The following is a 21670-nucleotide window of genomic DNA, read 5'->3' as shown; positions in this document are numbered from 1 at the left end:
CATGATGTTCGAGCTGCGAGTGCTGGATGGCTTGCACCAGGGCGCCGCGCTGCCGTTATTTGGCGAGCAGTGGAGCCTGGGCGCCAACCCGGACGCTGATCTGTTGTTGAGCGATCCCGAGGTCGTCGAGCATCACGCACGTTTGCGCTTGGCCAATGATCGTTGGTCGGTGCAGGCCGAAGCCGGACTCATCAAAGACAGCGATGGGCAGGTGTTGGCGCAGATCGGCGAGCTGGCGCTGAACACGGTCTTCTTGATCGGCTCCGTTCGCTTGTGTGTCAGCCTTGCCGATCAGCCCTGGCCTCCGGCGCCCGTGGCTGTACCACCTTCCTCTGAGCCTGGGGGAAAGGCTGCGCTGGCGTTGAAACTGTCATCCATTCCATCGTCCCAACAAAAGCGTTTGCTCAGCCTGGCCCTCGCGTTTGCCGTGCTCATGGCGGCGGTCGGCATTATTTTCAGTGGAGAGCGCAATGCTCAGGCATCGCTGATGCCGCCAGTGATTCAAAAGCCTGAACTGGCCTCGCCGTTCGAGGTGCGCCAGCAGTTGTTGAAGATGCTCAACGATCGGGAATTAAGCCAGCGGATCACTTTGCAAGTGATCAATGGGCAAGTTGCGCTCAGTGGGGACGTTTCACAGGACGATGTGGATCTGGTCGCGCGCATGCTCAGCCGTTTTGGCGAGCAGTTCGATAGCGCAGTACCGGTGATCAGTCGTGTGCGCGTGCGGGATGGAGCCCTGCCCTTCAAAATCGTGCAGATCGTGGGCGGGCCCAATGGTCACGTGGTTCTGGAGGAGGGCAGCCGACTTTTTGTCGGTGATGAAGTGGACGGCTTGCGCCTGGTGCTGATCGACAACAGCAAGGTGGTCTTCGATGGCGTACAGCGTTATGAGGTGCGCTGGTGAACGCGCAGCTGCAAGCGCGCCTCGACGCCTGGCAGGAACGCCAGGCGCGCTCGTTGGCAGGTTTCTCGCCTGTAACAATGCGGGGCCGAATCCAGCGCGTAAACGGCATGTTGCTGCAATGCCGGCTGCCTCAGGCGCGCATCGGTGATTTGTGTCAGGTGGAAAAGAAGCCAGGCGACTACATGCTGGCGGAGATCATTGGTTTCGATCAGCAGGACGCCGTGCTCAGTGCCTTGGGCAACCTCGAAGGGGTACAGGTGGGGGCCGGCGTGGAGCGTCTTGGGGTCTCGCATCGGGTGCAGGTCAGCGAGGCATTGCTGGGACAGGTGCTGGATGGTTTCGGCCGGCCGATCACGGGAGAAGGTGTCAGTGCGTTTGTCCAGACGCACGTGTCTGACTCAAGCGCAGTGTTGTGCGAGGCACCGTTGCCCACCGAGCGACCACGCATCAACCGCGCGCTCGCCACCGGGGTGCGTTCGATCGACGGCTTGCTGACGCTGGGCGAAGGCCAGCGTGTAGGCCTGTTCGCCGGGGCAGGCTGCGGCAAGACCACACTATTGGCTGAGATCGCCCGTAACGTTGATTGCGATGTCATCGTGTTCGGCCTGATTGGCGAGCGGGGCCGGGAGCTGCGTGAATTCCTCGATCATGAACTCGACGAGCAACTGCGCGCCAAAGCGGTACTGGTGTGTGCAACGTCCGATCGTTCCAGCATGGAGCGGGCACGTGCAGCCTTTACGGCCACCGCGTTGGCTGAAGGTTTTCGGCGCAAGGGCAAACGGGTATTACTGCTGATTGACTCCCTGACCCGTTTCGCCCGCGCCCAGCGCGAAATCGGCCTGGCCGCCGGCGAACCCCTCGGGCGCGGCGGCCTGCCACCGTCGGTGTACAGCCTGTTGCCGCGCCTTGTAGAGCGCGCCGGGTTGACCCGCGAGGGTGTGATCACTGCGATCTATACCGTACTGATCGAGCAGGACTCCATGAACGATCCGGTAGCCGACGAAGTTCGCTCGCTCCTCGACGGGCATATCGTACTGTCCCGTAAGTTGGCCGAGCGTGGGCACTATCCGGCGGTGGATGTACTGGCCAGCCTTTCGCGAATCCTGAGCAACGTCGCCGAGCCTGCGGATATCCAGGCGGGTACGGCGTTGCGACGGTTGCTGTCGGCCTATCAGCAGATCGAACTGATGCTCAAGCTGGGCGAATACCAGCCTGGCAGCGATGCGCTGACTGACCTCGCCGTGGACAGTCGCCAGGCTGTCGATGGTTTTTTGCGCCAGGACTTGCGTGAGCCCGCACCGATGGAAACCACGCTGAGACACCTCAAGGAGCTGACCGCCGATGTCCCATTCTGACGTGCTGCTCGGTGAAGTCGAGACGCTGCGTCGCCTGCGCCGACACCGGGCTGACCGGGCCGAGCGGGCGCTGCGTGAAGCGAAGCGGGCCCAGCTGGCTCTACTTGCGCATATCCAGCAGGCTCAGGATGCGCTTGAGCGAACCCGGCAGGAGGAGGCGCAGCAGAGTGCTCAATTGCTCAACCAGCACCAGGGGCAGGTTATTACCTTGCAGGCCCTGAAATCCTGGGGAAGACAGGAGCGTTCATTGTCTGCCAATACCCAGCGCGAAATGGGGCAGCTAGAGGCATTGAGGGGGCAGCGCGAAGAAAAGCAAGCCAGCGTCGGCAGTGCCCAGAAACAGGTCACTGAATGCCTGCGGCAGGTTGAAAAGCTCCAGGAATTATCCCTTTTACTGGCGCAGGAGCCGACATGACCCAGGTTTCTGATAAACCCGCTGAACGTCCACGCCTGCGTGAAACACGAGAGGATCGTGAGTCGGGAACCGTAGGCGTGGCGCCTGCGGAGTTGACGCGGTTGTTTGCTCAGCTGTGGACTGATGCAGGTGACGGTGAGGGTTCTGGTGCGAAGGCCTCACTGTCGGCGCCGCAGAGTTCAGGCAGTGCGGCCATGATCGAGGCGCTCACCGAACAACTGACGCCTCGTATGCAAGCCGTCTCGCAGTGGCCGCTTCAAGCCACGTTGTATTTGCCTCGTCTGGGACGAATCAACGCCCGCGTGCGCCGCGAACAGGGCGCCTGGAGTATCGACCTGGAGGCGCAGGAGGATGCGACGGCGCGTTGGCTCAGCGGCGTGCGCAAACCCTGTGAAGATCAGCTCGTAGCGGCGCTGGGGCAACCGGTCAGCCTGCACCTGTCCTCTGTCGGCTGCGCATGATAATGCGGCCGCTGAGTTTGCGTTCGGTCAAGAGCGACACGGTGGCGGCGCGTCATCAACTGGGCCGTGGCCTTTGCCTGCCGTTTCAGGTGGGCGGACAACGGGGGCAATTAAGACTCGAACCGGGCCGTGCTCCCGTGACGGGTGAGGTCATGTGCTTTGAAACCTCGTGTGGTGTGCTGGCGCTCGCTGAAGCGGCGCCGTTGCTCAGCCTGTTGGGTGAATGCCCGGTGACATTGGCCCCGTCCGGCAATGATCCGGACTCCTGGTTCTGGGCGCTGTTCCAGCATCACCTGAGTCCTCAGATAAGAGCGCTGCTGGGTTATGTGCGGTTGCTGGAGGCCCCGCGGCCCAAGGCATTTGGCTGCCGACTCACTGTGGCGCTGGGGGCGGCCCGGGTCGAGGGCTATGTGTGGCTGCTCCCCGAAAGCTTCCTGGCGCTGTGCGACGCCGGGCCGTGGCGTACCACGGCCGGGCCGCTGCCGCCGGCGTTTCCATTGGTCATTGCGGTGACCCTCGGGCGTTTGCAGTTGCCCATTGAGCAAGCCCGCAGCCTGGGGGCCGGTGATGTGGTGCTGCTTGAGCAGACGTTTTTTCGTGCCCAGGGAGATGGCTACCTACAGGTGGGTACTCAGCGTTTGCATGGATGCATCGACGATAACAGCGGGCCGTTGTGCCTGACCCTTACTTCAATCGAGGACGCGTCTGTGGACGAAGAATTCATAACCCCCCACTATCCTGGGGACGAGGAGGGCGAGCCCGTGGTGGATGTATTCGGCCACGAACCGTTCGATGAGCTGAGCATGGCACTGAACGTGCGCTGCGGCACGCTGAACCTGACCCTGGGCGAGTTGCGCAACCTCGCGCCCGGTGCGGTGCTGGGCATTGCCGGTTATGCGCCGGGGATGGCGGGTCTCTATTACGGTGATCGGCCGATTGGCCAGGGCCAGTTGGTGGAAGTCGACGGGCGCCTGGGTTTGCAGCTGTCCCGTGTGATGTTCGGGCGATGACATTTCAGGGGATAGATCCCCTCGTCCTGGCTGTATTCGTCGCCGCGTTGTCGCTGATGCCCATGCTGTTGATCATCTGCACATCGTTCTTGAAGATCGTCATTGTGTTGATGATCACCCGCAATGCCATCGGCGTTCAGCAGGTGCCGCCGAGCATGGCCGTCAACGGCATCGCGCTGGCGGCCACGCTGTTCATCATGGCGCCGGTCGGTTTCGACATCGCCGAGACCGTCAAGGTCGCCCCTCTGGACACGAGCAGCCTGACGATGTTTCTACAGACAGGGCATGAGGCCATCCAGCCGTTGCGCGCATTCATGCTGCGTAACGTGGACCCAGACGTGCTGACGCATCTGCTGGAAAATACGGCGCGCCTGTGGCCTCCAAAAATGGCGCAAGAGGTACAGCGCGAAGACCTGATCCTGGTGATCCCGGCATTTGTGCTGTCGCAACTGCAGGCGGGGTTCGAGATCGGCTTCCTGATCTATATTCCCTTCATCGTCATCGACCTGATTGTCTCCAACCTGCTGCTCGCGCTTGGCATGCAAATGGTCTCGCCGATGACCATCTCACTGCCGCTCAAACTGCTGTTGTTCGTCATGGTGTCCGGTTGGTCGCGCCTGCTGGACAGCCTGTTTCTTTCCTATCTCTGAGCGGCTTATGGAACCAATCGTACTGTTCAAGCAAGGCATGTTGCTGGTCGTGGTGTTGTCGGCGCCGCCATTGATTGTGGCGGTGGTGGTGGGTGTCATGACGTCGCTCGTACAGGCGCTGATGCAGATCCAGGACCAGACGTTGCCTTTTGGTATCAAGCTGGTGGCGGTGGGAATCACGCTGATCATGACCGGGCGCTGGATTGGCGTGGAGCTGATCCAGCTGATTAATCTGACCTTCGACATGATCGGCCGCTCGGCCCTGAACTGAGGTATCGCCAGTGCTGTTGTATCTTGAGTACCTGCCCAGCCTGCTCATCGGGATGGCGCGTATTTATCCCTGCGCCATCTTTGTGGCCGCGTTCTGTTTTCAACATATACGCGGCAGGCTTCGGGCCACCATTGTGATGGTCATGGCGCTGCTGCCGGCGCCGGGTATCCATGCGGCATTGGAAGGGCGGGATTACTCGGCGTTGGTATTGAGCGGGCTGGTGCTCAAGGAAGTTGCCCTGGGATTGTTGCTGGGGGTACTGCTGTCCATGCCGTTCTGGTTGTTCGAGGCGGTGGGAGCGTTGCTGGACAACCAGCGCGGCGCTTTGGCCGGTGGCCAACTCAACCCTTCGCTGGGGCCGGATGCCACGCCGATGGGGCATTTGTTCAAGCAACTGGCGATCTTCCTGCTGATGACTACCCTGGGGTTGGGCGCGTTGACCCAGTTGATCTGGGACAGCTACCTTATCTGGCCTCCCACCGTGTGGTTCCCGCTGCCAGCGGCGAATGGCATGAGCCTGTTTGTCGACCTGCTGGGCGACACCTTCACGCACATGATGCTCTATGCCGCCCCCTTTATCGCGGTGTTGCTGTTGCTGGAATTCGGCATCGCGCTTTTGGGGGTCTACAGTCAGCAGTTACAAGTCAGTACGTTGGCGCCACCGGTCAAATGCCTGGCAGGCGTCGGTGTTCTGCTGCTCTACTTTGCGCTGCTGCAGGACCTGATCGTCGGACGCATGGGCCTGCTGGGCGACCTTAAACACTCGCTCGGATTTTTGTTCAAGGTGCCGTTGTCATGAGCGACTCGGGCGAAAAAAAACACCCGGCGTCAGCCAAGAAGCTGCGCGACCAACGCAAGAAAGGCCAGGTCGCGCAAAGTCAGGATATTGCAAAGTTGCTGGTGCTGACGGCCATCAGCGAGATTGCTCTATTCACCGCCGAGACCAGCCTGCAACGTTTCCAGCAATTGATCCTGCTGCCGATGTCGCGCCTGTCTCAGCCCTTTACGCGAACGTTGGAAGAAGTCCTGTTCGAAGGCCTGGTGGTGTTTTTCTCATTCGCCCTGTTGATGATCGGCGTTGCGATTACCACGAAGCTGGTCAGCAGTTGGATGCAGTTCGGCATGCTGTTTGCGCCCGAGGCCTTGAAGTTGGATTTCAATCGACTCAATCCGCTCAGCCAGGTCAAGCAGATGTTCTCTGCCCAGCAGTTGATGAACCTGTTGATGAGTGTCGCCAAGGCCTGCTTCATTTCGCTGATCCTGTATGTGGTGATCCGCCCTTCATTGGGTACGTTGATCAACCTGGCCAACAGTGATCTGCAGAGTTACATCCTGGCGTTGATTGCGTTATTCCGCCACCTGCTGCATGTGTGCCTCGGCATGTTGCTGGTGCTGGCGCTCATCGACCTGGTGCTGGTGAAGCACTTTTTTGCCAAGCGTATGCGTATGACCCAGGTGGAGGTCGTAAAAGAGTACAAGGACATGGAGGGCGACCCTCACGTCAAGGGCCAGCGGCGTTCGCTGGCTTATCAACTGGCGCAGGAGGAGCCGAAGGTCAAGCTGCCCAAGCTGGAGGAGTCCGACATGCTGGTGGTCAACCCGACACACTTCGCTGTCGCCCTGTATTACCGCCCGGGTAAAACCCCGCTGCCCTTGCTGGTCAGCAAGGGCACGGATACCGAAGCCCGCAAGCTGATCCTGCGCGCCAAGGCAGCCGACGTTCCGGTGATCCAGTGCGTATGGCTGGCCCGCACGCTTTACACGAAAAAGCTGGGGGCCAGCATCCCCCGCGAAACCTTGCAGGCGGTGGCACTCATCTACCGTACTCTGCGCGAGCTGGATGATGACGCCAAGCGTGAAACCCTTGAGTTGCCGGAGCTTGAGCGGCGTTGATCAGCGGTTTGAGACCCTGTCCAGGGCTTGCAGATTGGCCAGTGACAGCATCCGGCTGAGGATACTGTCGAGCGCGCTGTTTGTTGCGGGCAGCGCGTGCCAGATTACCAGGGCGTCCTGGGCGTCGAGGTAGACAAAACAGCCATTGAACGCCAGTGCCTGCTCAAAACGCCGCTCCAACACACGCTGCAGTTGCCCGGCCTGCACGGCTTCGCAAGCCACCTGCAGGGCCAGCCCCGGCCGCGTTCCTACCTGCAGCGCGCAGACCTTGATCCCGGGCGCCAGTGGCAAGTGAGCGGCATTGCCGCTCACCAGAGAGTCCAGGAATACCTGGCGTTGATTGTCGGGCATGGGTTGAGGCCTCAGCGTTCCAGCGATACCGTCTGGTAATCCGACCGCTCGCCGGCGGGGCCGGGCTCGACACGCATCTGCGGTGGCCACCAGATCACCATCTTGTCCTTGGTCGATTGCGGGCGCGAGCATGAATCACCTTTGCAGGTGGGAACGCAGCCGGTGATGAGCATCGCTGCGCCGATCAGGGTCATGTACAAGAGTCTGAGTTTCATGGCGTAGCCTTCTGGGCAGGAGTAATCAAGGAAGGGCGCGGCACACTGAGGTGTTCGTCCTTCACCACGGGACGCATGGCGATAAAGACTTCGGCCTCTTCACCCGGCTTGAGCCAGGCGTGCGGCCACACGGTGACCGCCAGGGTCTGCGAGTTGCTGCATTCCTTTTCGTCGATACGTACATTGCGTTTGAACTGATTGCGCAGCACCACGACCGCCACGTTGTACTCCGGGCCGGCGAACCACTGGCTGCGTTCGGTATTGAGTGCCAGCAGGTCACGGGTGCTGCACAAGGTGTTGAGCCCCAGCGGCATCGGCGCTGCTTTGAAGGCCTTGGGCACTTCCCCGCTGACCAGGCGTGCCAGGGTACTGATGATGTCACTGCGCTTGATCACCGGCTCATGGGGGGAATAGCGCCTAGCCAGTGGCGTGAGTGCGGCTTGCAATTCGGCCTGGTCGGCCTGCGGCAGATAGCGCGACGGGTCGTCCTGGTCGCCGATGACCCGCGGTGTGAGGATAAACAAGCGTTCACGCCGGTTGTTCTTGCGTTCGGTCGACGAAAACAGCGCCTTGCCCAACAGCGGAATATCCCCCAGCACAGGGATCTTGTTTTGTTTGTCGGCACTCTCGGTGACATGGAAACCGCCGACAACCAGCGAACGCTTTTCCTGTATCACGGCCTGGGTGCTGACCTTGCCTCGGCGTACGTCAAGGTGGTCAGGGTTGCGGTCAGGGTTGCTCTCGTCGAAATTACCGTCTTCTATATCCACCGCCAGATGGAGCTGGTTGACGCCGCGGCTGGTGGTGACCCTGGGCACGACCTGAAGACTGGTGCCCACGGTAACGGGCAAGATGGTTACGTAATCTCTGCCGGGGGTGAGGTATTGGGTGCGGTTGAAGTCGATCACCGCCGGTTGGTTTTCCAGCGTCAGCACCGAAGGGTTCGAAACCATGGTCGCCAGCCCCTTGGCTTCCAGTGCGCGGATATCAGCGTAGAAACGGTCACGGTTTCCGATCGACAGCTGCGACGAGCTGCCCGGCGCCATGTTCACGCCGCCCCGAAAGCGGCTGTTCTGGAAGCCCCAGTTCACGCCGAATTCGCGCAACTGCGTGCGCTCGATATCGAGAATGATTGCATCGATCTCGATCAGCTTGCGCGCAACGTCAAGCTGAGTGATCAGCTCACGGTACATGCCCTGGCGTTCCGGCGAGTCATAGATCAACACGGCGTTATTACGTACATCGGCTTCGACGCGTATACGGCTGTTGGACACCGGGGCGCGCGGGGTCAACGTCGGCCCCGGGTCCAACTGCCCTGGATTGCCATTGGCGCCGAACATTTGCCCCAGCAGCGGATTGGCCAACCGAGGTACGTTGGGTGTGAGAGGGGTTGGTTGGGACGTAGGGCGTTGGCTCGGTCCAGAGAGCGACGAGGTGGACCGGGGTTCCAATAGCTGCCGCAAAATCGTGGCAACCCCGGGGACGATGAGCTTCTCGCCGCGGTAATCCACATGACGGTCCGCCGCATTGGCAAACTTCAACGGATAATTCAGCACGCTCTGCTTTTCATCCGGCGAGCGGCGTTGGCTGCTGAACTGCTTGATCTGTTCGATATAGCGTTTGGGGCCGGAAACCAGCACCACTCCGTCCTCCGGCAGCTCTCCCCAGCCGAAACGGCTATCGAGCAGGCCGATATCGGTCAGCGCCTGCTTGAGATCTGAAATCGTCTCTGACGAGACCTCCAGGCGTGCGGACTCCTGTTGATCCAGGGTGCTGATGTAAAGGGTGTTGTTGTAGAGGTACCATTGAAAACGGTGCTCGACGCCCAGCCTGTCCAGCATGGATTGCGGGGTGTTAGCGCGGATCTTGCCGTTGACGTCCCCCTCCAGCAGGCCCTCGATCTGCAGTTGCGTGCCAAAGGTCTGGGCGAAGTCTTCGAGTACCTCGCGCAGAGGTTTGTGTTCGGCCTCGTAGGCGTAGGCGGTGTTTTTCCATTCGGCGGGGATGGCGGCAAAGGCACTTTGTACCGGGGCGAGCAAGCAGGCGAGCGCGAGCAGGCATGCCAGTTGCGGACGTCTGGATGAAGTTTCAGACAGGTTGGGGCCCAAGCTGGTGTGCTTGTAAATGTTGTTATACATAGGTGTTTCCCTGATTACGCAACAACGAACGTAGCGAAGTAGGTCTGAGTGGCTGGGCCGGCTTGTTCAGGCGTGCAAAGGTGGCACGCCAGGTATCGCGTTGGTTGAGCAGAGATTCGATACTGCGCTGCAAATCCTGCTCGTCGCAGGGCTTATACAAGCAATGAATCAACCAGAGTTCACCACTGGCTGGGCATTGAGCGAGCGCACCCTGATAGTGAGCCAGGCTGATCGCTCCCTGTCGCATCCAAGTTGCCAGCGTTGATTTATTCGGCGCTTGATGGGTCAGTTGAGCACTTAGCAGTATGGCGTCGGAACAGTGACGTAAGATAATTTCGTCATCGCTCTCGAATAAACTGAGTTCCCCGGAGCCACTCTTCAAATACTCGGCAAGTGATTTTTTCACTTACTGTGCGCTGTCCAGGCCGGACTTAAGTAACATGAAATTTACGCGGGTTTGCTCATTGACGAGATATTCGGCTTTACGCTGTTTTGCGATAAGTTCGTAAAAAAAAGCGGTGTCTTCTTCTGAACCTGAAAAGTTTTCGGCTGCATAGTTTACTTCCCTGTCAACGAATTTTGCGTCTCTAACAAGCTTGTCTTTAAGGCCATCGAAAAAGTTCATGTGAAATGCCTTTGTGGGTGTGTACTCCTTTATGGCTTTTATTTCGAAATGGTTCCATTTGTAGCTATATATATGTCATGAAATGTGTCCCTGCCGCTTTCTACCGGGAGGCTTTCATCGTTTTTCATGACGGCGTTGACCATGGATATCCAGTCAATACGAAAATCCCCCTCGTCGGTATTCAATATCAGCGTTTGAGGCTTGATCGTATTATCCGCGCGTAGCGTCCAGTGAACATTACCGCCGCTGTCGAGGTATTGCCTCACTGTCTCAAGTTCATGTGGATGACAAACCAGTGTCGCCTTAATCGCAGGAATATGGCAGGCCAGCAGTTGCTTGATCAGGGCTCCAATCCGTTGTATGTGGGGCGTTTCTTCAAGCAAGAGCTGAATAGTCTGGTTGGCAATTGAAGTGGCGTAGTGTTCGAGGTTGTCACACAAGGCCTGGCGCTCGGCTTCCCAGCGCTTGAGCTGGGCATCGGCACGCTGCCATATTTCAAGCCCCGCCTTTTCAAGCAGGTTTTTGCGTTGTTCGTGTGCCTCTCTCAGCAATTGTTTGGCCCCAGCCTTTGCCTGCTCTATCACGTCGCCGGCCTGGGTATAACTTGCCAGGGCTTCGCGGGAGATCAGGCTTCCCGCCAAGGGGGGCGCTCCGCCAGGTGAGTTGATTGTGCGCCGACATAACATTGTTAATCTCCTTGCGTCCATGATTCGTAAGCGCCGTCGCTGTGGCTTGGCGCACCTATTCGCCAGACCACTGCATGCCAGAGGGTATCGAGACGGCTACGCGAGCCATTGAGCATCAGGGGCTTTTCTTCCAAAAAAAGCACACGCTGGCGAGGGAAACGCAGTCTGATCCGTTGCCAGGTAGCAGCGGTTATCCATGCGCGTAGCAACCGCAGGGGGTCATTATCAGCCTGCATGATATCCAGGGGCAGAGCCTTGGACAGGCTTTTACACCACAGGAGATGGTGCTCATCCAACGCCGTTGCACTGGCAGGACGGCAGATCCCATCAACCAGTGCCAGCCCCAGGTCCAGCTGGGCTGCTGGAGCAATTACGAGTTGAAGTAAGGCTGGGTCGGGCATGGGGGGCAGGCAGGGAGCGACACCGTAATGCGTGCCTGTGACTACCAGCCCGCTGCGATGAAGTTCTACAAGCGTTGTATATATATCTGTGCTTTTCCAGTCGTCATGTGCATATAACCAAGGGGCCGCCCACCACTGGGTCCATGCGAGATTACTCATTGCTTGAGTGAACAGACGCGTCAAGGGATGGCCCATGTGTACGAGCCGGCGTCATACGTTGCTTTCGCCTCTGCCAGAACATGCCTGCCGACACTATGAATACCAGAGCGAGCAACGAGACAGTCACACTGGTTTGCCAAAAACCCAGGTCATCCCCCGGAACCAGAAACGGCCCGAAGTAAACCAAACGTTGTTGCTCCAGGTAGGCTGTCGCAGGTACGAACACAACTGTTATTTTTTGCGGGTTATCGACCGCCGTGGCCATACCCGGAATGCTACTGGCAACCATCCTGCGAACACGTGCCCTGATGTTGTCGGGGTCGAGCCGCGGATCATGTTTGATGAACACCGACGCGGAGGCGGGTTGCACAGGTTCTCCTGGAGCAACGCGTTCGGGTAGAACTACATGTACTCGGGCCACGATAACGCCATCAATGTTCGATAAAGTGGTTTCCAGTTCTTGGGACAAGGCATAGATATAGCGTGCTCTTTCTTCCAGCGGCGTGGAGATCACGCCTTCTTTACGAAAGGTGTCGCCCAACGTAGCGCGTGCTGTTCGAGGGAGCCCCACGGCCTCCAGCGTTCGTACGGCGCGCGCAATATCGGTGACATTGACGACCACGATAACGCCATCTTTTGCGGGAACCTTCGTGGCACGAATATGTTTGTCGGCCAGCTCCGCTATAACTTCATTGGCCTCTTGTTCCGTTAATTGGCGGTGAAGCTCGACACGGTCGCTGCAGGCGCTCAGTAGAAGTGCGAAAGACAGTGTTAAGACAGTAAGCAACGTGCGATTCATGTTTACCTACTGGAGGTTACTGATTTTATCGATGCTCTGAGCGGTTTTACCAACGCACTTCGTCAACATATGCTGAAGCAGCACTGCATTGGAAAGTTGGTGCGGGTATTTTCGAGCCTCTATAGATTTATCTTTGCTAGCCAATGCGCGCAGGCTCCTGCTCATGCGATGGGTCAAGGAGTTCAGCGTGTCTGTTGCCTCGGATAACAGGTTCTGTGAATGTGCAGGGCTGGGAGTACTCGCCACTGGTGAGGGGAGCATCATTGAGTTAAAAAAATCTACATCCGAGCTTAAGTCGGGCGTGTCATGCGTCGTTTGAAGTGTACCGAGACCCTTGTCGCGTATGCTTTCTACGATCATACAACTCCCCTTACTCCAAGCTATGAGTAAACTTATTCGTCGTTGGCAATGACGTTATTGCGTTTGAAGTGACTGTCCCGATGCTGCGCGCCGGGACAGTGTATAGGCATTACTTTATGACAGTCGGATAGTATCGGTGACGCCTTTTTTACCGTTGGTCTTTTCCGCTTCTGCTTTTTCCATCGCGGTTTCTATGCCATCCCTCCGCTTTTTAGCGTCAATTTGCTTAAAGGCCGCTTGTGCGTCCGCGTCAGATAGTCCGCCGCCGTAGCCGCCGAACGAGGAGGAACCATAGGGGTTAATTGGGGAAGTCATATTTTTCTCCGTACATAACGTTAGTTTCACTGAACTCGGCGATGCCTGGGTAGTCCGGAACCCCGCCAAAGCCGTTCCATAATTTATGTGGTTCAAAAAATTTATACGTTCCATGCACATTTAGCGGTGGATTTTTAATATGTAACTTTTTTATACCGGGCGCACGACGGGTGCTCTCAGCTCAGCGATACACCCAAATGTTTCATCCGGTGATAGAGCGTTCTTTTCGCCACCCCCAACTCTGTCGCCACACTGTCGACACAATGGCTGTTTTGACGAAGGGACTGCTCGATCAGCGACTTCTCCATCTGGTGCAGGCGGGCTTTCAGGCTCATTTCTATTGTCTGCCGGCTGGTCACGTTCGTTGAGAGTGGCGGCAGGCCCAATACAAAACGCTTCGCCGTAGATCGCAGCTCGCGGACATTGCCGTTCCAGGGGTGACACAGCAACTGTTGTAACAAGTGGCTGCTGGGAGAGGGAGGGTAGACGAGTTTGAAGTGATCAGCTTCTTGCTCAATCATGTCGAGGAACATAGGGATGATTCTCTCTCGCCGATCCCGTAAGGACGGGAGGTGGATGCTGACGACATTCAAGCGAAAGTAGAGGTCGCGCCTAAAGGTGCCTTGCTCGACCATCTCATGCAGGGCGCGTTGGGCAGATGCTATGACGCGCATATCCACTGGGATGAACCGGGTCGAGCCCAAACGCTCGACTCCACGAGATTCCAACACGCGTAACAGCTTGGCTTGCAGCGTCAGCGGCATGCTGTCGATTTCATCGAGATACAAGGTGCCCAGATGGGCCGCTTCAACGAATCCAGCCCGGGATTGCATGGCCCCCGTATAAGCGCCGCTGTTTACGCCGAACAACTGGCTTTCGGCAAGGCTTTCCGGAATGGCGGCGCAGTTAACGGCAATGAAGTTCCCCTTACGATGGGACAAGTGATGAATATGTTGCGCCAGCGTATCTTTACCAGTCCCTGTTTCTCCCAGCAGCAGAATATCTATATCGAGAGCGGCTGTGTTGCTTACAGTCGTTTCGATGCTCGGGTAATCAGAGAAGTTGATGTCTGCTATAAGACTATTCTGATTGAGCGTCGACATATTGATTTTCTCCAACGCGGTGGCCGCAGAATGAGGGCTCTTTCCATATGAACTCAGTTAAACAGGATTTTTTTGGAGTGTCATGAGCTAGTTAGGACGTTGAATAGCGCGCGGGATCTACGTTGCAGGTAATAAAAAAAAGTTCAAGTCTTACTGGGCGAGTTTGGCCGCTTTAAGTGTAGGGCGAGGCTTAACGTTGCAGGGAATTATTTTAAAGAAGCGTTTTTGCACTAAGATTTGTGATCGGATAGTTTCAATTGGATTTTTAAAATTTATGAGCAAATTTCTCATTCATGGAATTTTTAATCTTATCGTTAGCGAAATTCAGTCGCCCACAAAAAAGCCGATGCAATGCATCGGCTGTAGGTGCGGTATAAACCGCAGGTAACATTTACACGTTGAAGCGGAAATGCATCACATCGCCATCTTTAACGATGTATTCCTTGCCTTCCAAGCGCCACTTACCCGCTTCCTTGGCGCCTGCTTCGCCCTTGTACTGGATGAAGTCGTTGTAAGCGATCACTTCAGCACGGATAAAGCCTTTCTCAAAGTCGGTGTGAATCACGCCGGCGGCCTGTGGCGCCGTGGCACCGACCTTGACGGTCCAGGCGCGGACTTCTTCAACACCGGCAGTGAAGTAGGTCTGCAGATTGAGCATCTCGTAGCCGGCACGGATCACGCGGTTCAGGCCAGGCTCTTCCAGGCCCAGGGCCTCAAGGAACATGTCCTTTTCTTCGCCGTCATCGAGTTCGGCGATTTCCGCTTCGATCTTGTTGCACACCGGGACCACGATGGCACCTTCTTCGTCGGCGATGGCCTTGACCACGTCGAGCAGCGGGTTGTTCTCGAAGCCGTCTTCAGCGACGTTGGCGATGTACATCACAGGTTTGGTGGTCAGCAGGTGGAAACCCTTGATCACGGCCTTCTCGTCGGTGCCCATGCTCTTCATCAGGCTGCGCGCAGGCTTGCCTTCGGTGAAGTGAGCGATCAGCTGTTCCAGCAGGCCTTTCTGAACCACTGCATCCTTGTCGCCGCCCTTGGCGTTGCGCGCAACTTTCTGCAGTTGCTTCTCGCAGCTGTCGAGGTCGGCGAAGATCAGTTCCAGGTCGATGATTTCGATGTCGCGTTTCGGGTCGACGCTGTTGGAAACGTGAATCACGTTCTCGTCTTCAAAGCAGCGGACCACATGGGCGATGGCATCGGTTTCGCGAATGTTGGCCAAAAACTTGTTGCCCAGGCCTTCACCTTTAGACGCGCCGGCGACCAGGCCGGCGATGTCGACGAATTCCATGGTGGTCGGCAGGATGCGCTTTGGGTTGACGATCGCTGCCAGCGCGTCCAGGCGTGGGTCCGGCATCGGCACGATACCGCTGTTGGGCTCGATGGTGCAGAAGGGAAAGTTTTCCGCCGCAATACCGGACTTGGTCAGGGCGTTGAACAGGGTGGATTTGCCGACGTTGGGCAGGCCGACGATGCCGCAATTGAATCCCATGGTGTTTCCCCTCGGTAAAAGTCAGGCCTTCTGGCTGTGCAGGTTTTTCATCGCACGGTTCCATTCACCGGCGAAGATATCCGGCAGCACGCCGAGGGCAAAATCGATGCTGGCATCGAGTTTTTCCTGTTCGGCGCGTGGCGCACGACCCAGGACGAAATTTGAAACCATACTGGCAACGCCTGGGTGGCCGATGCCGAGCCGCAGACGGTAGAAATTATTCTGATTACCCAGCTGCGCGATGATGTCGCGCAGACCATTGTGCCCGCCATGCCCGCCGCCCAACTTGAGCTTGGCAACGCCGGGTGGCAGGTCCAGTTCGTCATGGGCCACCAGGATTTCCTCAGGCTTGATCCGGAAAAATCCCGCAAGTGCCGCGACGGCCTGGCCGCTGCGGTTCATGTACGTGGTGGGAATCAGCAGACGAACATCCTGACCCTGGTGCGAAAAGCGCCCGGTCAGGCCAAAATATTTGCGATCGGCCACAAGATTGATGCCTTGGGCGTGGGCGATACGCTCAACAAAAAGGGCCCCCGCGTTATGCCGGGTCTGTTCGTATTCGGCGCCTGGATTTCCCAGGCCAACGATCAGTTTAATGGCAGTCACGACAGGGGCCCTTCCTTTGGAGTTGTGGATAACATCGCCAGACCAGCGTGCGGCGAAAGTGGACAACATTACATCATTTACTCAAGAGTAAACGCCGCGTTATCGCCCGCTTTCTCGCTACGTTTCGGTCCGCGATGTTTCCTCAAGCTCCTTCGTTACAGAGCGTATTACTCTGCAGCGGGTTCTTCAGCTTCATCTTCAGCTACAACACGTGGCGCGTGGACGTTGGCAACAGCCTTGTCGTCGTTGTGAGCCAGTGCAACGAACTCAACGCCTTTAGGCGCCTTGAGGTCGGAGAGGTGAATGATGGTGCCGATTTCAGCGTTCGACAGGTCGACTTCGATGAACTCAGGCAGATCTTTCGGCAGGCAGCTGACTTCGATCTCGGTGGTGGTGTGGGAAACAACACCGCCTTTCTTGACCGGAGCTTCTTCACCCACAAAGTGCACAGGCACGATAGCGGTCAGTTTCTGGCCAGCTACAACGCGAACGAAGTCAGCGTGCATGATGAACTGCTTGGAAGGGTGACGCTGCATCGCTTTAACGATCACGTTCTGCTTGGCGCCATCGACGTTCAGTTCGATAACGTGGCTGTAGGCCGCTTCGTTTTCGAACAGCTTGGCGATTTCCTTGGCCAGAATGGTCACGGATTCAGCAGGCTTGTTACCACCGTAGACAACGGCTGGGATGTTGGCGGCGTGACGCAGGCGGCGGCTCGCACCTTTCCCCAGGTCAGTACGCGCTTGGGCGTTCAGAGTAAAATCGTTCATGTTGTATCTCCAAAATAGCCATCATCGAGGGGCGTTTGCGACCAGCGCCGAACTCGATATGGGCAAAAAAGCCCCGCCCCAGCGGAATGCTGGGGCGGGGCGCTTTTCGTCAGTGGATGGTCCGCAGGTCTGACCCTTAGCGGAACATCGCGCTGATCGATTCTTCGTTACTGATGCGGCGAACCGCTTCGGCAACTACCGGTGCGATATCCAGTTGACGGATACGCGAACAGGCTTGAGCTGCAGCGGACAACGGGATGGTGTTAGTCACCACCAGTTCGTCCAGCATGGAGTTCTCGATGTTTTCGATCGCTCGGCCCGACAGCACAGGGTGTGTGCAGTAGGCGAAGACTTTTGCGGCACCGTGCTCTTTCAAGGCTTTCGCCGCGTGGCACAGGGTGCCGGCGGTGTCGACCATGTCATCAACCAGAATACAGGTACGCCCTTCGACATCACCGATGATATGCATCACTTCAGAGTGATTGGCTTTCTCACGGCGTTTGTCGATGATACCGAGGTCCACGCCCAGGGATTTGGCAACCGCTCGTGCACGCACGACGCCGCCAATGTCCGGGGACACGATCATCAGGTTTTCAAAGCGCTGGTCTTCGATGTCATCCACCAGAACGGGGGAGCCGTAGATGTTATCTACTGGAATATCGAAGAATCCCTGGATCTGGTCAGCGTGCAGGTCAACCGTGAGCACACGGTCGATACCTACCACGGTCAGCATGTCAGCAACGACTTTCGCGCTGATGGCCACACGTGCGGAACGCGGACGGCGATCCTGACGGGCATAACCAAAGTAAGGGATTACAGCTGTGATTCGAGTCGCTGAGGAGCGGCGGAAGGCATCAGCCATCACGACGAGTTCCATCAGGTTATCGTTGGTCGGAGCGCAGGTCGGCTGGATAATGAAGACGTCTTTACCGCGGACATTTTCATTGATCTCGGCTGTAATTTCGCCGTCGGAGAATTTACCGACAGAGATGTCACCGAGAGGGATATGCAGCTGACGTACGACACGTCGAGCCAGATCGGGGTTGGCATTCCCCGTAAAGACCATCATCTTGGACACGCGCAGTACCTAGAGGCTGAGGGTAACCTGGATGAGTATTAGAAAATGGCAGGGGCGGCTGGATTCGAACCAACGCATGGCAGGATCAAAACCTGCTGCCTTACCGCTTGGCGACGCCCCTGTATCTGTTGCAACGAGTGCCTAACACTCGATTCCTTTTAGAGCAGATTTTGCAGCTTGCGATGCAACATCGAAACGTTGCTTCCCTTTGCTACAAACCCTGTAAGGGTCTCTGTAAGAAGGGCCGAGACTTTATCAGCTTCAGCTTTGCTTGGGAAGCCCCCAAACACACAACTTCCAGTTCCGGTTAATTTTGCTTCGGTAAATTTACCTAACAAATTCAAAGCGTTACGTACCTCTGGATAACGCCTTGCTACAACCGGTAAGCAGTCATTTCGACTGTTTCCCTTGGGAACGGGGCGCACTTTAATGGGAGAAGAGTTACGTGTCAACAACGGATCTGAAAAAATTTCTGCTGTACTTACAGATACTTGCGGCACAAGCACGAGATACCACGGCTCTTCGGGGTCTACAGGGGTCAGTTTCTCCCCCACACCCTCGGCAAATGCGGCATGCCCACGCACGAAAACCGGGACGTCGGCACCGAGCGTCAGGCCCAGCGCGGCCAGGCGATCCTGGTCCCAGCCCAGCTGCCACACGTGGTTGAGCCCGAGCAATGTCGTGGCGGCATTTGAGCTGCCGCCGCCGATGCCGCCGCCCATGGGCAGGATTTTATCGATCCAGATATCAATGCCGAGTGGGCAGCCCGATTGCTGCTGAAGATTTTTCGCCGCTTTCACGATCAGGTTGCTGTCGTGGGGCACGCCTGCAAATTCGGTGTGCAGCTTGATCACGCCATCGTCACGCACGGCGAACGTCAGTTCATCGCCGTAGTCGAGAAATTGAAACAGCGTCTGCAACTCGTGGTAGCCGTCTTCACGGCGACCAAGGATGTGCAGCATCAGATTGAGTTTGGCGGGGGAGGGCAGCGTGAGTTTTGCGACTGTCACGTTATTGCCCCAGCTTGCGCGGTTGCCAGTCCTTGATCACCAGCGTGACGTCAAGGTCGGTGCCGTGCAGTTTGATGCGCTCGGGCAGCCAGTAACCGTTCTGTTGCACGTAGCTCAGGTACTCGACCTGCCAGCCATCCTGTTCCAGGGAGGCCAGGCGACTGTCGCCATTGAGGCTCAAGCGGCTTTTGCTGTCCGGCGCCGGGAGTCCGCGCACCCACCACACCAGGTGCGAGACCGGCAGTTTCCAGCCGATCTGCTGCTCCAGCAGTTCTTCCGGGGAGGTCGCTTCGTAGCGGCCCTGGTTGGCCACTTCAAGGCTCACTTGCCCGGGGCGCCCGGTCAAGCGGGCCGCACCGCGACCCAGCGGGCCGGAGAGGCGAATATCGTAGTAATCCTGGCGCTGCAGCCAGAACAAGGTGCCGCTGCCGGAATCCTTTGGCGCGCGCACCCCGACCTTGCCTTCGATCTGCCAGCCGTCGATGCTGCTGAGCTGGTCCTTGTGCTGTTGCCATTGTGCCGGGTTGCCCTGGCCTTCAACGGATTCGCGGGAACCAAAACCCGCGCAACCGGCGAGCAGGGCGATGAAACTGAAAACGATAACGTGGCGCAAAAACATAAGCTTATAGGGTCTCGGATCCGGTCAGGCGCTTGATGGTGCTGCGCAGGATAGGGCTTTCGGGTTGTTCCTTGAGGAATTTTGCCCAGATCTGTCGCGCTTCGCGTTGCTTGCCGTTGGCCCACAACACTTCGCCCAGGTGAGCGGCGACTTCATGGTCGGGGAAGCGCTCCAGGGCCTGGCGCAGCAAGCGCTCGGCCTCGTCGAGGTTGCCCAGGCGATAATTGACCCAGCCCAGGCTGTCGAGCACGGCCGGGTCTTCCGGGTTGAGCTTGTGGGCCTGTTCGATCAGCACCTTGGCTTCAGCGTAGCGCGTGGTGCGGTCGGACAAGGTGTACCCCAGGGCGTTGAGGGCCATGGCGTTGTCCGGGTCGCGCTTGATGATCAGGCGCAGGTCTTTTTCCATCTGCGCCAGGTCATTGCGTTTTTCCGCCTGCATGGCGCGGGTGTAGAGCAGGTTCAGGTCGTCGGGGTATTGCAGCAACGCCTGTTGCAGCAATTTCCAGGCGCGTTCGCCCTGTTTGTTGGCCGACAAGGTTTCGGCCTGGATCAGGTACAGCTGGATCGCGTAGTCCGGTTCGGCATCGCGGGCGGCGGCCAGGCGTTTCTCCGCTTCATCCGTACGACCGTTGCTGATCAGGATATCGGCCTGGCGCAACTGGGCCGGCAGGTAGTCATTGCCCGGGCCGACCTGGGCGTACTCAAGCAGAGCCGCTTGTGGGTCGTTGCGCTCTTCAGCGATGCGGCCCAGGTTCAGGTGCGCCGAATCCACATGGCTTTCGCGTGCGACCAGCTCTTCCAGGTAGCCCTTGGCCTCGTCCCAGGCCTTGGCTTCCAGGCACACCAGTGCGAGGGAGTAGCGCAGTTCGTCGTCGTCCGGGTACTGCTGGACCAGGTTGGCGAACTGCACTTTGGCGTCTTCCATGCGGTCCTGCTCTACCAGCATCCGCGCATAAGTCAGGCGCAGGCGCTTGTCGTCCGGATACTTCTTGATACTTTTTTCCAGCAGCGGAATCGCTTCCTTGCCGCGGTTGAGGTTCTGCAGCAGGCGTGCGCGCAGCAGGATCGGTGCGATTTCACCGTCTTCCGGCGGGTTCTGCTCCAGCAGCTTGAGGGCGGCGTCGGCTTCATCGTCCTGTTGCAGCAACAGCGCTTTGCCGAAAATCAGCTGGCTGTTCTTCGGATGCTTTTGCAGCAGGCGGTCGAAACTCTTCATCAGGCCATTGCGCGTGTCCGGGTCGGTATCGGCAGCCGACAGCGCCAGGAAGTCGAAATGCGTGTCGCCCTTGCCCTGCAAGACTTTTTCCATGTAGACCATGGAGTCGTCATAGCGCCCGGCGCGTGCCAACTGCACGGCGGCTGCACGCTGAGCCTCAAGGTCGTCCGGGGCGTTTTTCGCCCAGATCAACGAGGCGTCCAGCGCGGCCTGGTCGGCCCCCAGGTACTCGGCGATGCGAAACGCGCGCTCCGAGATACCGGGGTCCTGAGTATTGATGGCCTGGGTGACGTAGTTGTCCAGCGCAATATCGAAGCGATTACGCTGGCCGGCCAGTTCTGCGGTCAGCAGGCTGTAGACCGTTTCTTCGCTGAACGAGGAATAAACCTTGGGCTTTTCAGGGACGGGGGTGCTGTCTTCCACCGGCTGTGCAGCGTCCGGCGGCACGGGTGCCATGGCCTGACAGCCGCTGAGGAAGACAAAAGCAAGGAGCAACGCGGAAGATCTATTCATATAGGAAGAGGACGACTAACCTGCGGTCGGATCATCATGACACAAGCCTTCGGCCAAACATAACCGGGGCACTCGGAATACGACTATTGCTGCCTTTTGCCTTTCCTTTGTAGGAGCGAGCTTGCTCGCGAAAAACCTGAGAGCGCCGCTGAGCTCCAGGCTTCCCGCGTTATCGTTGACGATTTTCGCGAGCAAGCTCGCTCCTACAGAGTGGCATTGATAGGCATAAGGTATAGGGACAATAGACGACGGTGG

General features: G+C 57.8%; 27 protein-coding genes and 1 tRNA gene. 9 read left to right on the top strand and 19 right to left on the bottom strand.

Annotated features, from left to right (window positions below):
* Positions 1-4: 4 nt before the first annotated feature.
* Genes J1G34_RS11320 through sctU form a run of 9 tightly spaced genes read left to right on the top strand, consistent with a single transcriptional unit; the run spans position 5 to position 6959 of the window.
* Complete coding sequence (locus tag J1G34_RS11320; RefSeq protein ID WP_222994064.1) at positions 5-904, top strand: FHA domain-containing protein; 900 nt, start codon at positions 5-7, stop codon at positions 902-904.
* On the top strand, positions 901-2259 hold the full coding sequence (locus J1G34_RS11315) for a FliI/YscN family ATPase (protein ID WP_122462759.1): 1359 nt from the start codon (positions 901-903) through the stop codon (positions 2257-2259). The genes J1G34_RS11320 and J1G34_RS11315 overlap by 4 nt, the downstream gene beginning before the upstream one ends.
* Positions 2246-2674, top strand: coding sequence for a type III secretion system stalk subunit SctO (gene sctO, locus J1G34_RS11310; RefSeq protein WP_065935743.1), 429 nt, complete (start codon positions 2246-2248; stop codon positions 2672-2674). Before J1G34_RS11315 ends, sctO begins: the two co-directional genes overlap by 14 nt.
* Positions 2671-3135 carry a type III secretion system HrpP C-terminal domain-containing protein gene (locus J1G34_RS11305; RefSeq protein ID WP_065896527.1) on the top strand — a complete coding sequence of 155 codons (465 nt, stop codon included), beginning with the start codon at positions 2671-2673 and terminating at the stop codon, positions 3133-3135. The genes sctO and J1G34_RS11305 overlap by 4 nt, the downstream gene beginning before the upstream one ends.
* Positions 3132-4145: a FliM/FliN family flagellar motor switch protein gene (locus J1G34_RS11300; protein WP_065935741.1), complete on the top strand. Its 1014-nt coding sequence runs from the start codon at positions 3132-3134 to the stop codon at positions 4143-4145. Before J1G34_RS11305 ends, J1G34_RS11300 begins: the two co-directional genes overlap by 4 nt.
* The gene (sctR, locus tag J1G34_RS11295; RefSeq protein WP_065896526.1) at positions 4142-4795 is read left to right on the top strand and encodes a type III secretion system export apparatus subunit SctR; all 654 of its coding nucleotides are present in this window, start codon (positions 4142-4144) and stop codon (positions 4793-4795) included. Before J1G34_RS11300 ends, sctR begins: the two co-directional genes overlap by 4 nt.
* Positions 4796-4802: 7 nt before the next feature.
* On the top strand, positions 4803-5066 hold the full coding sequence (gene sctS, locus J1G34_RS11290) for a type III secretion system export apparatus subunit SctS (RefSeq protein WP_065891736.1): 264 nt from the start codon (positions 4803-4805) through the stop codon (positions 5064-5066).
* A gap of 10 nt (positions 5067-5076) precedes the next feature.
* Positions 5077-5865 (top strand): type III secretion system export apparatus subunit SctT, encoded by a 789-nt coding sequence (sctT, locus tag J1G34_RS11285; RefSeq protein ID WP_130138565.1) that lies wholly within the window; start codon positions 5077-5079, stop codon positions 5863-5865.
* On the top strand, positions 5862-6959 hold the full coding sequence (sctU, locus tag J1G34_RS11280; RefSeq protein ID WP_065891734.1) for a type III secretion system export apparatus subunit SctU: 1098 nt from the start codon (positions 5862-5864) through the stop codon (positions 6957-6959). Before sctT ends, sctU begins: the two co-directional genes overlap by 4 nt.
* Here the strand turns inward: sctU and J1G34_RS11275 are convergent, their stop codons facing one another.
* The 19 genes from J1G34_RS11275 to J1G34_RS11190 form a co-directional block, all read right to left on the bottom strand.
* Positions 6960-7310 carry a transcriptional regulator gene (locus J1G34_RS11275; RefSeq protein WP_065888052.1) on the bottom strand — a complete coding sequence of 117 codons (351 nt, stop codon included), beginning with the start codon at positions 7308-7310 and terminating at the stop codon, positions 6960-6962.
* 11 nt (positions 7311-7321) lie between these two features.
* The gene (gene hrpT / locus J1G34_RS11270) at positions 7322-7525 is read right to left on the bottom strand and encodes an HrpT family type III secretion system protein (protein WP_065888051.1); all 204 of its coding nucleotides are present in this window, start codon (positions 7523-7525) and stop codon (positions 7322-7324) included.
* On the bottom strand, positions 7522-9663 hold the full coding sequence (sctC, locus tag J1G34_RS11265) for a type III secretion system outer membrane ring subunit SctC (RefSeq protein ID WP_065896524.1): 2142 nt from the start codon (positions 9661-9663) through the stop codon (positions 7522-7524). Before sctC ends, hrpT begins: the two co-directional genes overlap by 4 nt.
* On the bottom strand, positions 9656-10069 hold the full coding sequence (locus J1G34_RS11260) for a type III secretion system chaperone family protein (protein ID WP_083203197.1): 414 nt from the start codon (positions 10067-10069) through the stop codon (positions 9656-9658). Before J1G34_RS11260 ends, sctC begins: the two co-directional genes overlap by 8 nt.
* The gene (locus J1G34_RS11255; RefSeq protein ID WP_065891731.1) at positions 10070-10288 is read right to left on the bottom strand and encodes a hypothetical protein; all 219 of its coding nucleotides are present in this window, start codon (positions 10286-10288) and stop codon (positions 10070-10072) included.
* A gap of 38 nt (positions 10289-10326) precedes the next feature.
* Positions 10327-10974 (bottom strand): type III secretion system stator protein SctL, encoded by a 648-nt coding sequence (gene sctL, locus J1G34_RS11250; protein ID WP_065891730.1) that lies wholly within the window; start codon positions 10972-10974, stop codon positions 10327-10329.
* Positions 10975-10976: 2 nt separating this feature from the next.
* The gene (locus J1G34_RS11245; RefSeq protein WP_240997007.1) at positions 10977-11558 is read right to left on the bottom strand and encodes a type III secretion protein; all 582 of its coding nucleotides are present in this window, start codon (positions 11556-11558) and stop codon (positions 10977-10979) included.
* The gene (gene sctJ / locus J1G34_RS11240; RefSeq protein ID WP_065891728.1) at positions 11527-12333 is read right to left on the bottom strand and encodes a type III secretion system inner membrane ring lipoprotein SctJ; all 807 of its coding nucleotides are present in this window, start codon (positions 12331-12333) and stop codon (positions 11527-11529) included. The genes J1G34_RS11245 and sctJ overlap by 32 nt, the downstream gene beginning before the upstream one ends.
* Positions 12334-12339: 6 nt before the next feature.
* Positions 12340-12693, bottom strand: coding sequence for an EscI/YscI/HrpB family type III secretion system inner rod protein (locus tag J1G34_RS27460; protein WP_122462764.1), 354 nt, complete (start codon positions 12691-12693; stop codon positions 12340-12342).
* A 114-nt stretch (positions 12694-12807) separates the two neighbouring features.
* Positions 12808-13008: a hypothetical protein gene (locus J1G34_RS11235; RefSeq protein WP_065888045.1), complete on the bottom strand. Its 201-nt coding sequence runs from the start codon at positions 13006-13008 to the stop codon at positions 12808-12810.
* 176 nt (positions 13009-13184) lie between these two features.
* Positions 13185-14111: a sigma 54-interacting transcriptional regulator gene (locus J1G34_RS11230; RefSeq protein WP_065891726.1), complete on the bottom strand. Its 927-nt coding sequence runs from the start codon at positions 14109-14111 to the stop codon at positions 13185-13187.
* Between the two features lie 391 nt (positions 14112-14502).
* Positions 14503-15603 (bottom strand): redox-regulated ATPase YchF, encoded by a 1101-nt coding sequence (gene ychF / locus J1G34_RS11225; RefSeq protein WP_065891725.1) that lies wholly within the window; start codon positions 15601-15603, stop codon positions 14503-14505.
* A 21-nt stretch (positions 15604-15624) separates the two neighbouring features.
* Positions 15625-16209, bottom strand: coding sequence for an aminoacyl-tRNA hydrolase (pth, locus tag J1G34_RS11220; RefSeq protein ID WP_003188350.1), 585 nt, complete (start codon positions 16207-16209; stop codon positions 15625-15627).
* A gap of 167 nt (positions 16210-16376) precedes the next feature.
* A complete protein-coding gene (locus tag J1G34_RS11215; protein WP_065888041.1) occupies positions 16377-16979 on the bottom strand; it encodes a 50S ribosomal protein L25/general stress protein Ctc in 603 nt (200 codons plus the stop codon).
* A 136-nt stretch (positions 16980-17115) separates the two neighbouring features.
* Positions 17116-18057: a ribose-phosphate pyrophosphokinase gene (locus tag J1G34_RS11210; protein ID WP_003208392.1), complete on the bottom strand. Its 942-nt coding sequence runs from the start codon at positions 18055-18057 to the stop codon at positions 17116-17118.
* 46 nt (positions 18058-18103) lie between these two features.
* Positions 18104-18178: transfer RNA gene (locus tag J1G34_RS11205), tRNA-Gln, on the bottom strand.
* A 37-nt stretch (positions 18179-18215) separates the two neighbouring features.
* Positions 18216-19019 (bottom strand): 4-(cytidine 5'-diphospho)-2-C-methyl-D-erythritol kinase, encoded by an 804-nt coding sequence (gene ispE / locus J1G34_RS11200; protein WP_240997008.1) that lies wholly within the window; start codon positions 19017-19019, stop codon positions 18216-18218.
* A gap of 49 nt (positions 19020-19068) precedes the next feature.
* Entirely contained in the window at positions 19069-19686 is a 618-nt protein-coding gene (gene lolB, locus J1G34_RS11195; protein WP_065891723.1) for a lipoprotein insertase outer membrane protein LolB, read from the bottom strand.
* A gap of 4 nt (positions 19687-19690) precedes the next feature.
* The gene (locus J1G34_RS11190) at positions 19691-21415 is read right to left on the bottom strand and encodes a tetratricopeptide repeat protein (RefSeq protein WP_065891722.1); all 1725 of its coding nucleotides are present in this window, start codon (positions 21413-21415) and stop codon (positions 19691-19693) included.
* Between the last annotated feature and the right edge of the window lie 255 nt (positions 21416-21670).

Source organism: Pseudomonas sp. Wu6, assembly GCF_019891515.1.
Lineage (GTDB): Bacteria > Pseudomonadota > Gammaproteobacteria > Pseudomonadales > Pseudomonadaceae > Aquipseudomonas > Aquipseudomonas orientalis_A.
This window is presented reverse-complemented; position numbering and strand designations above follow the sequence as displayed.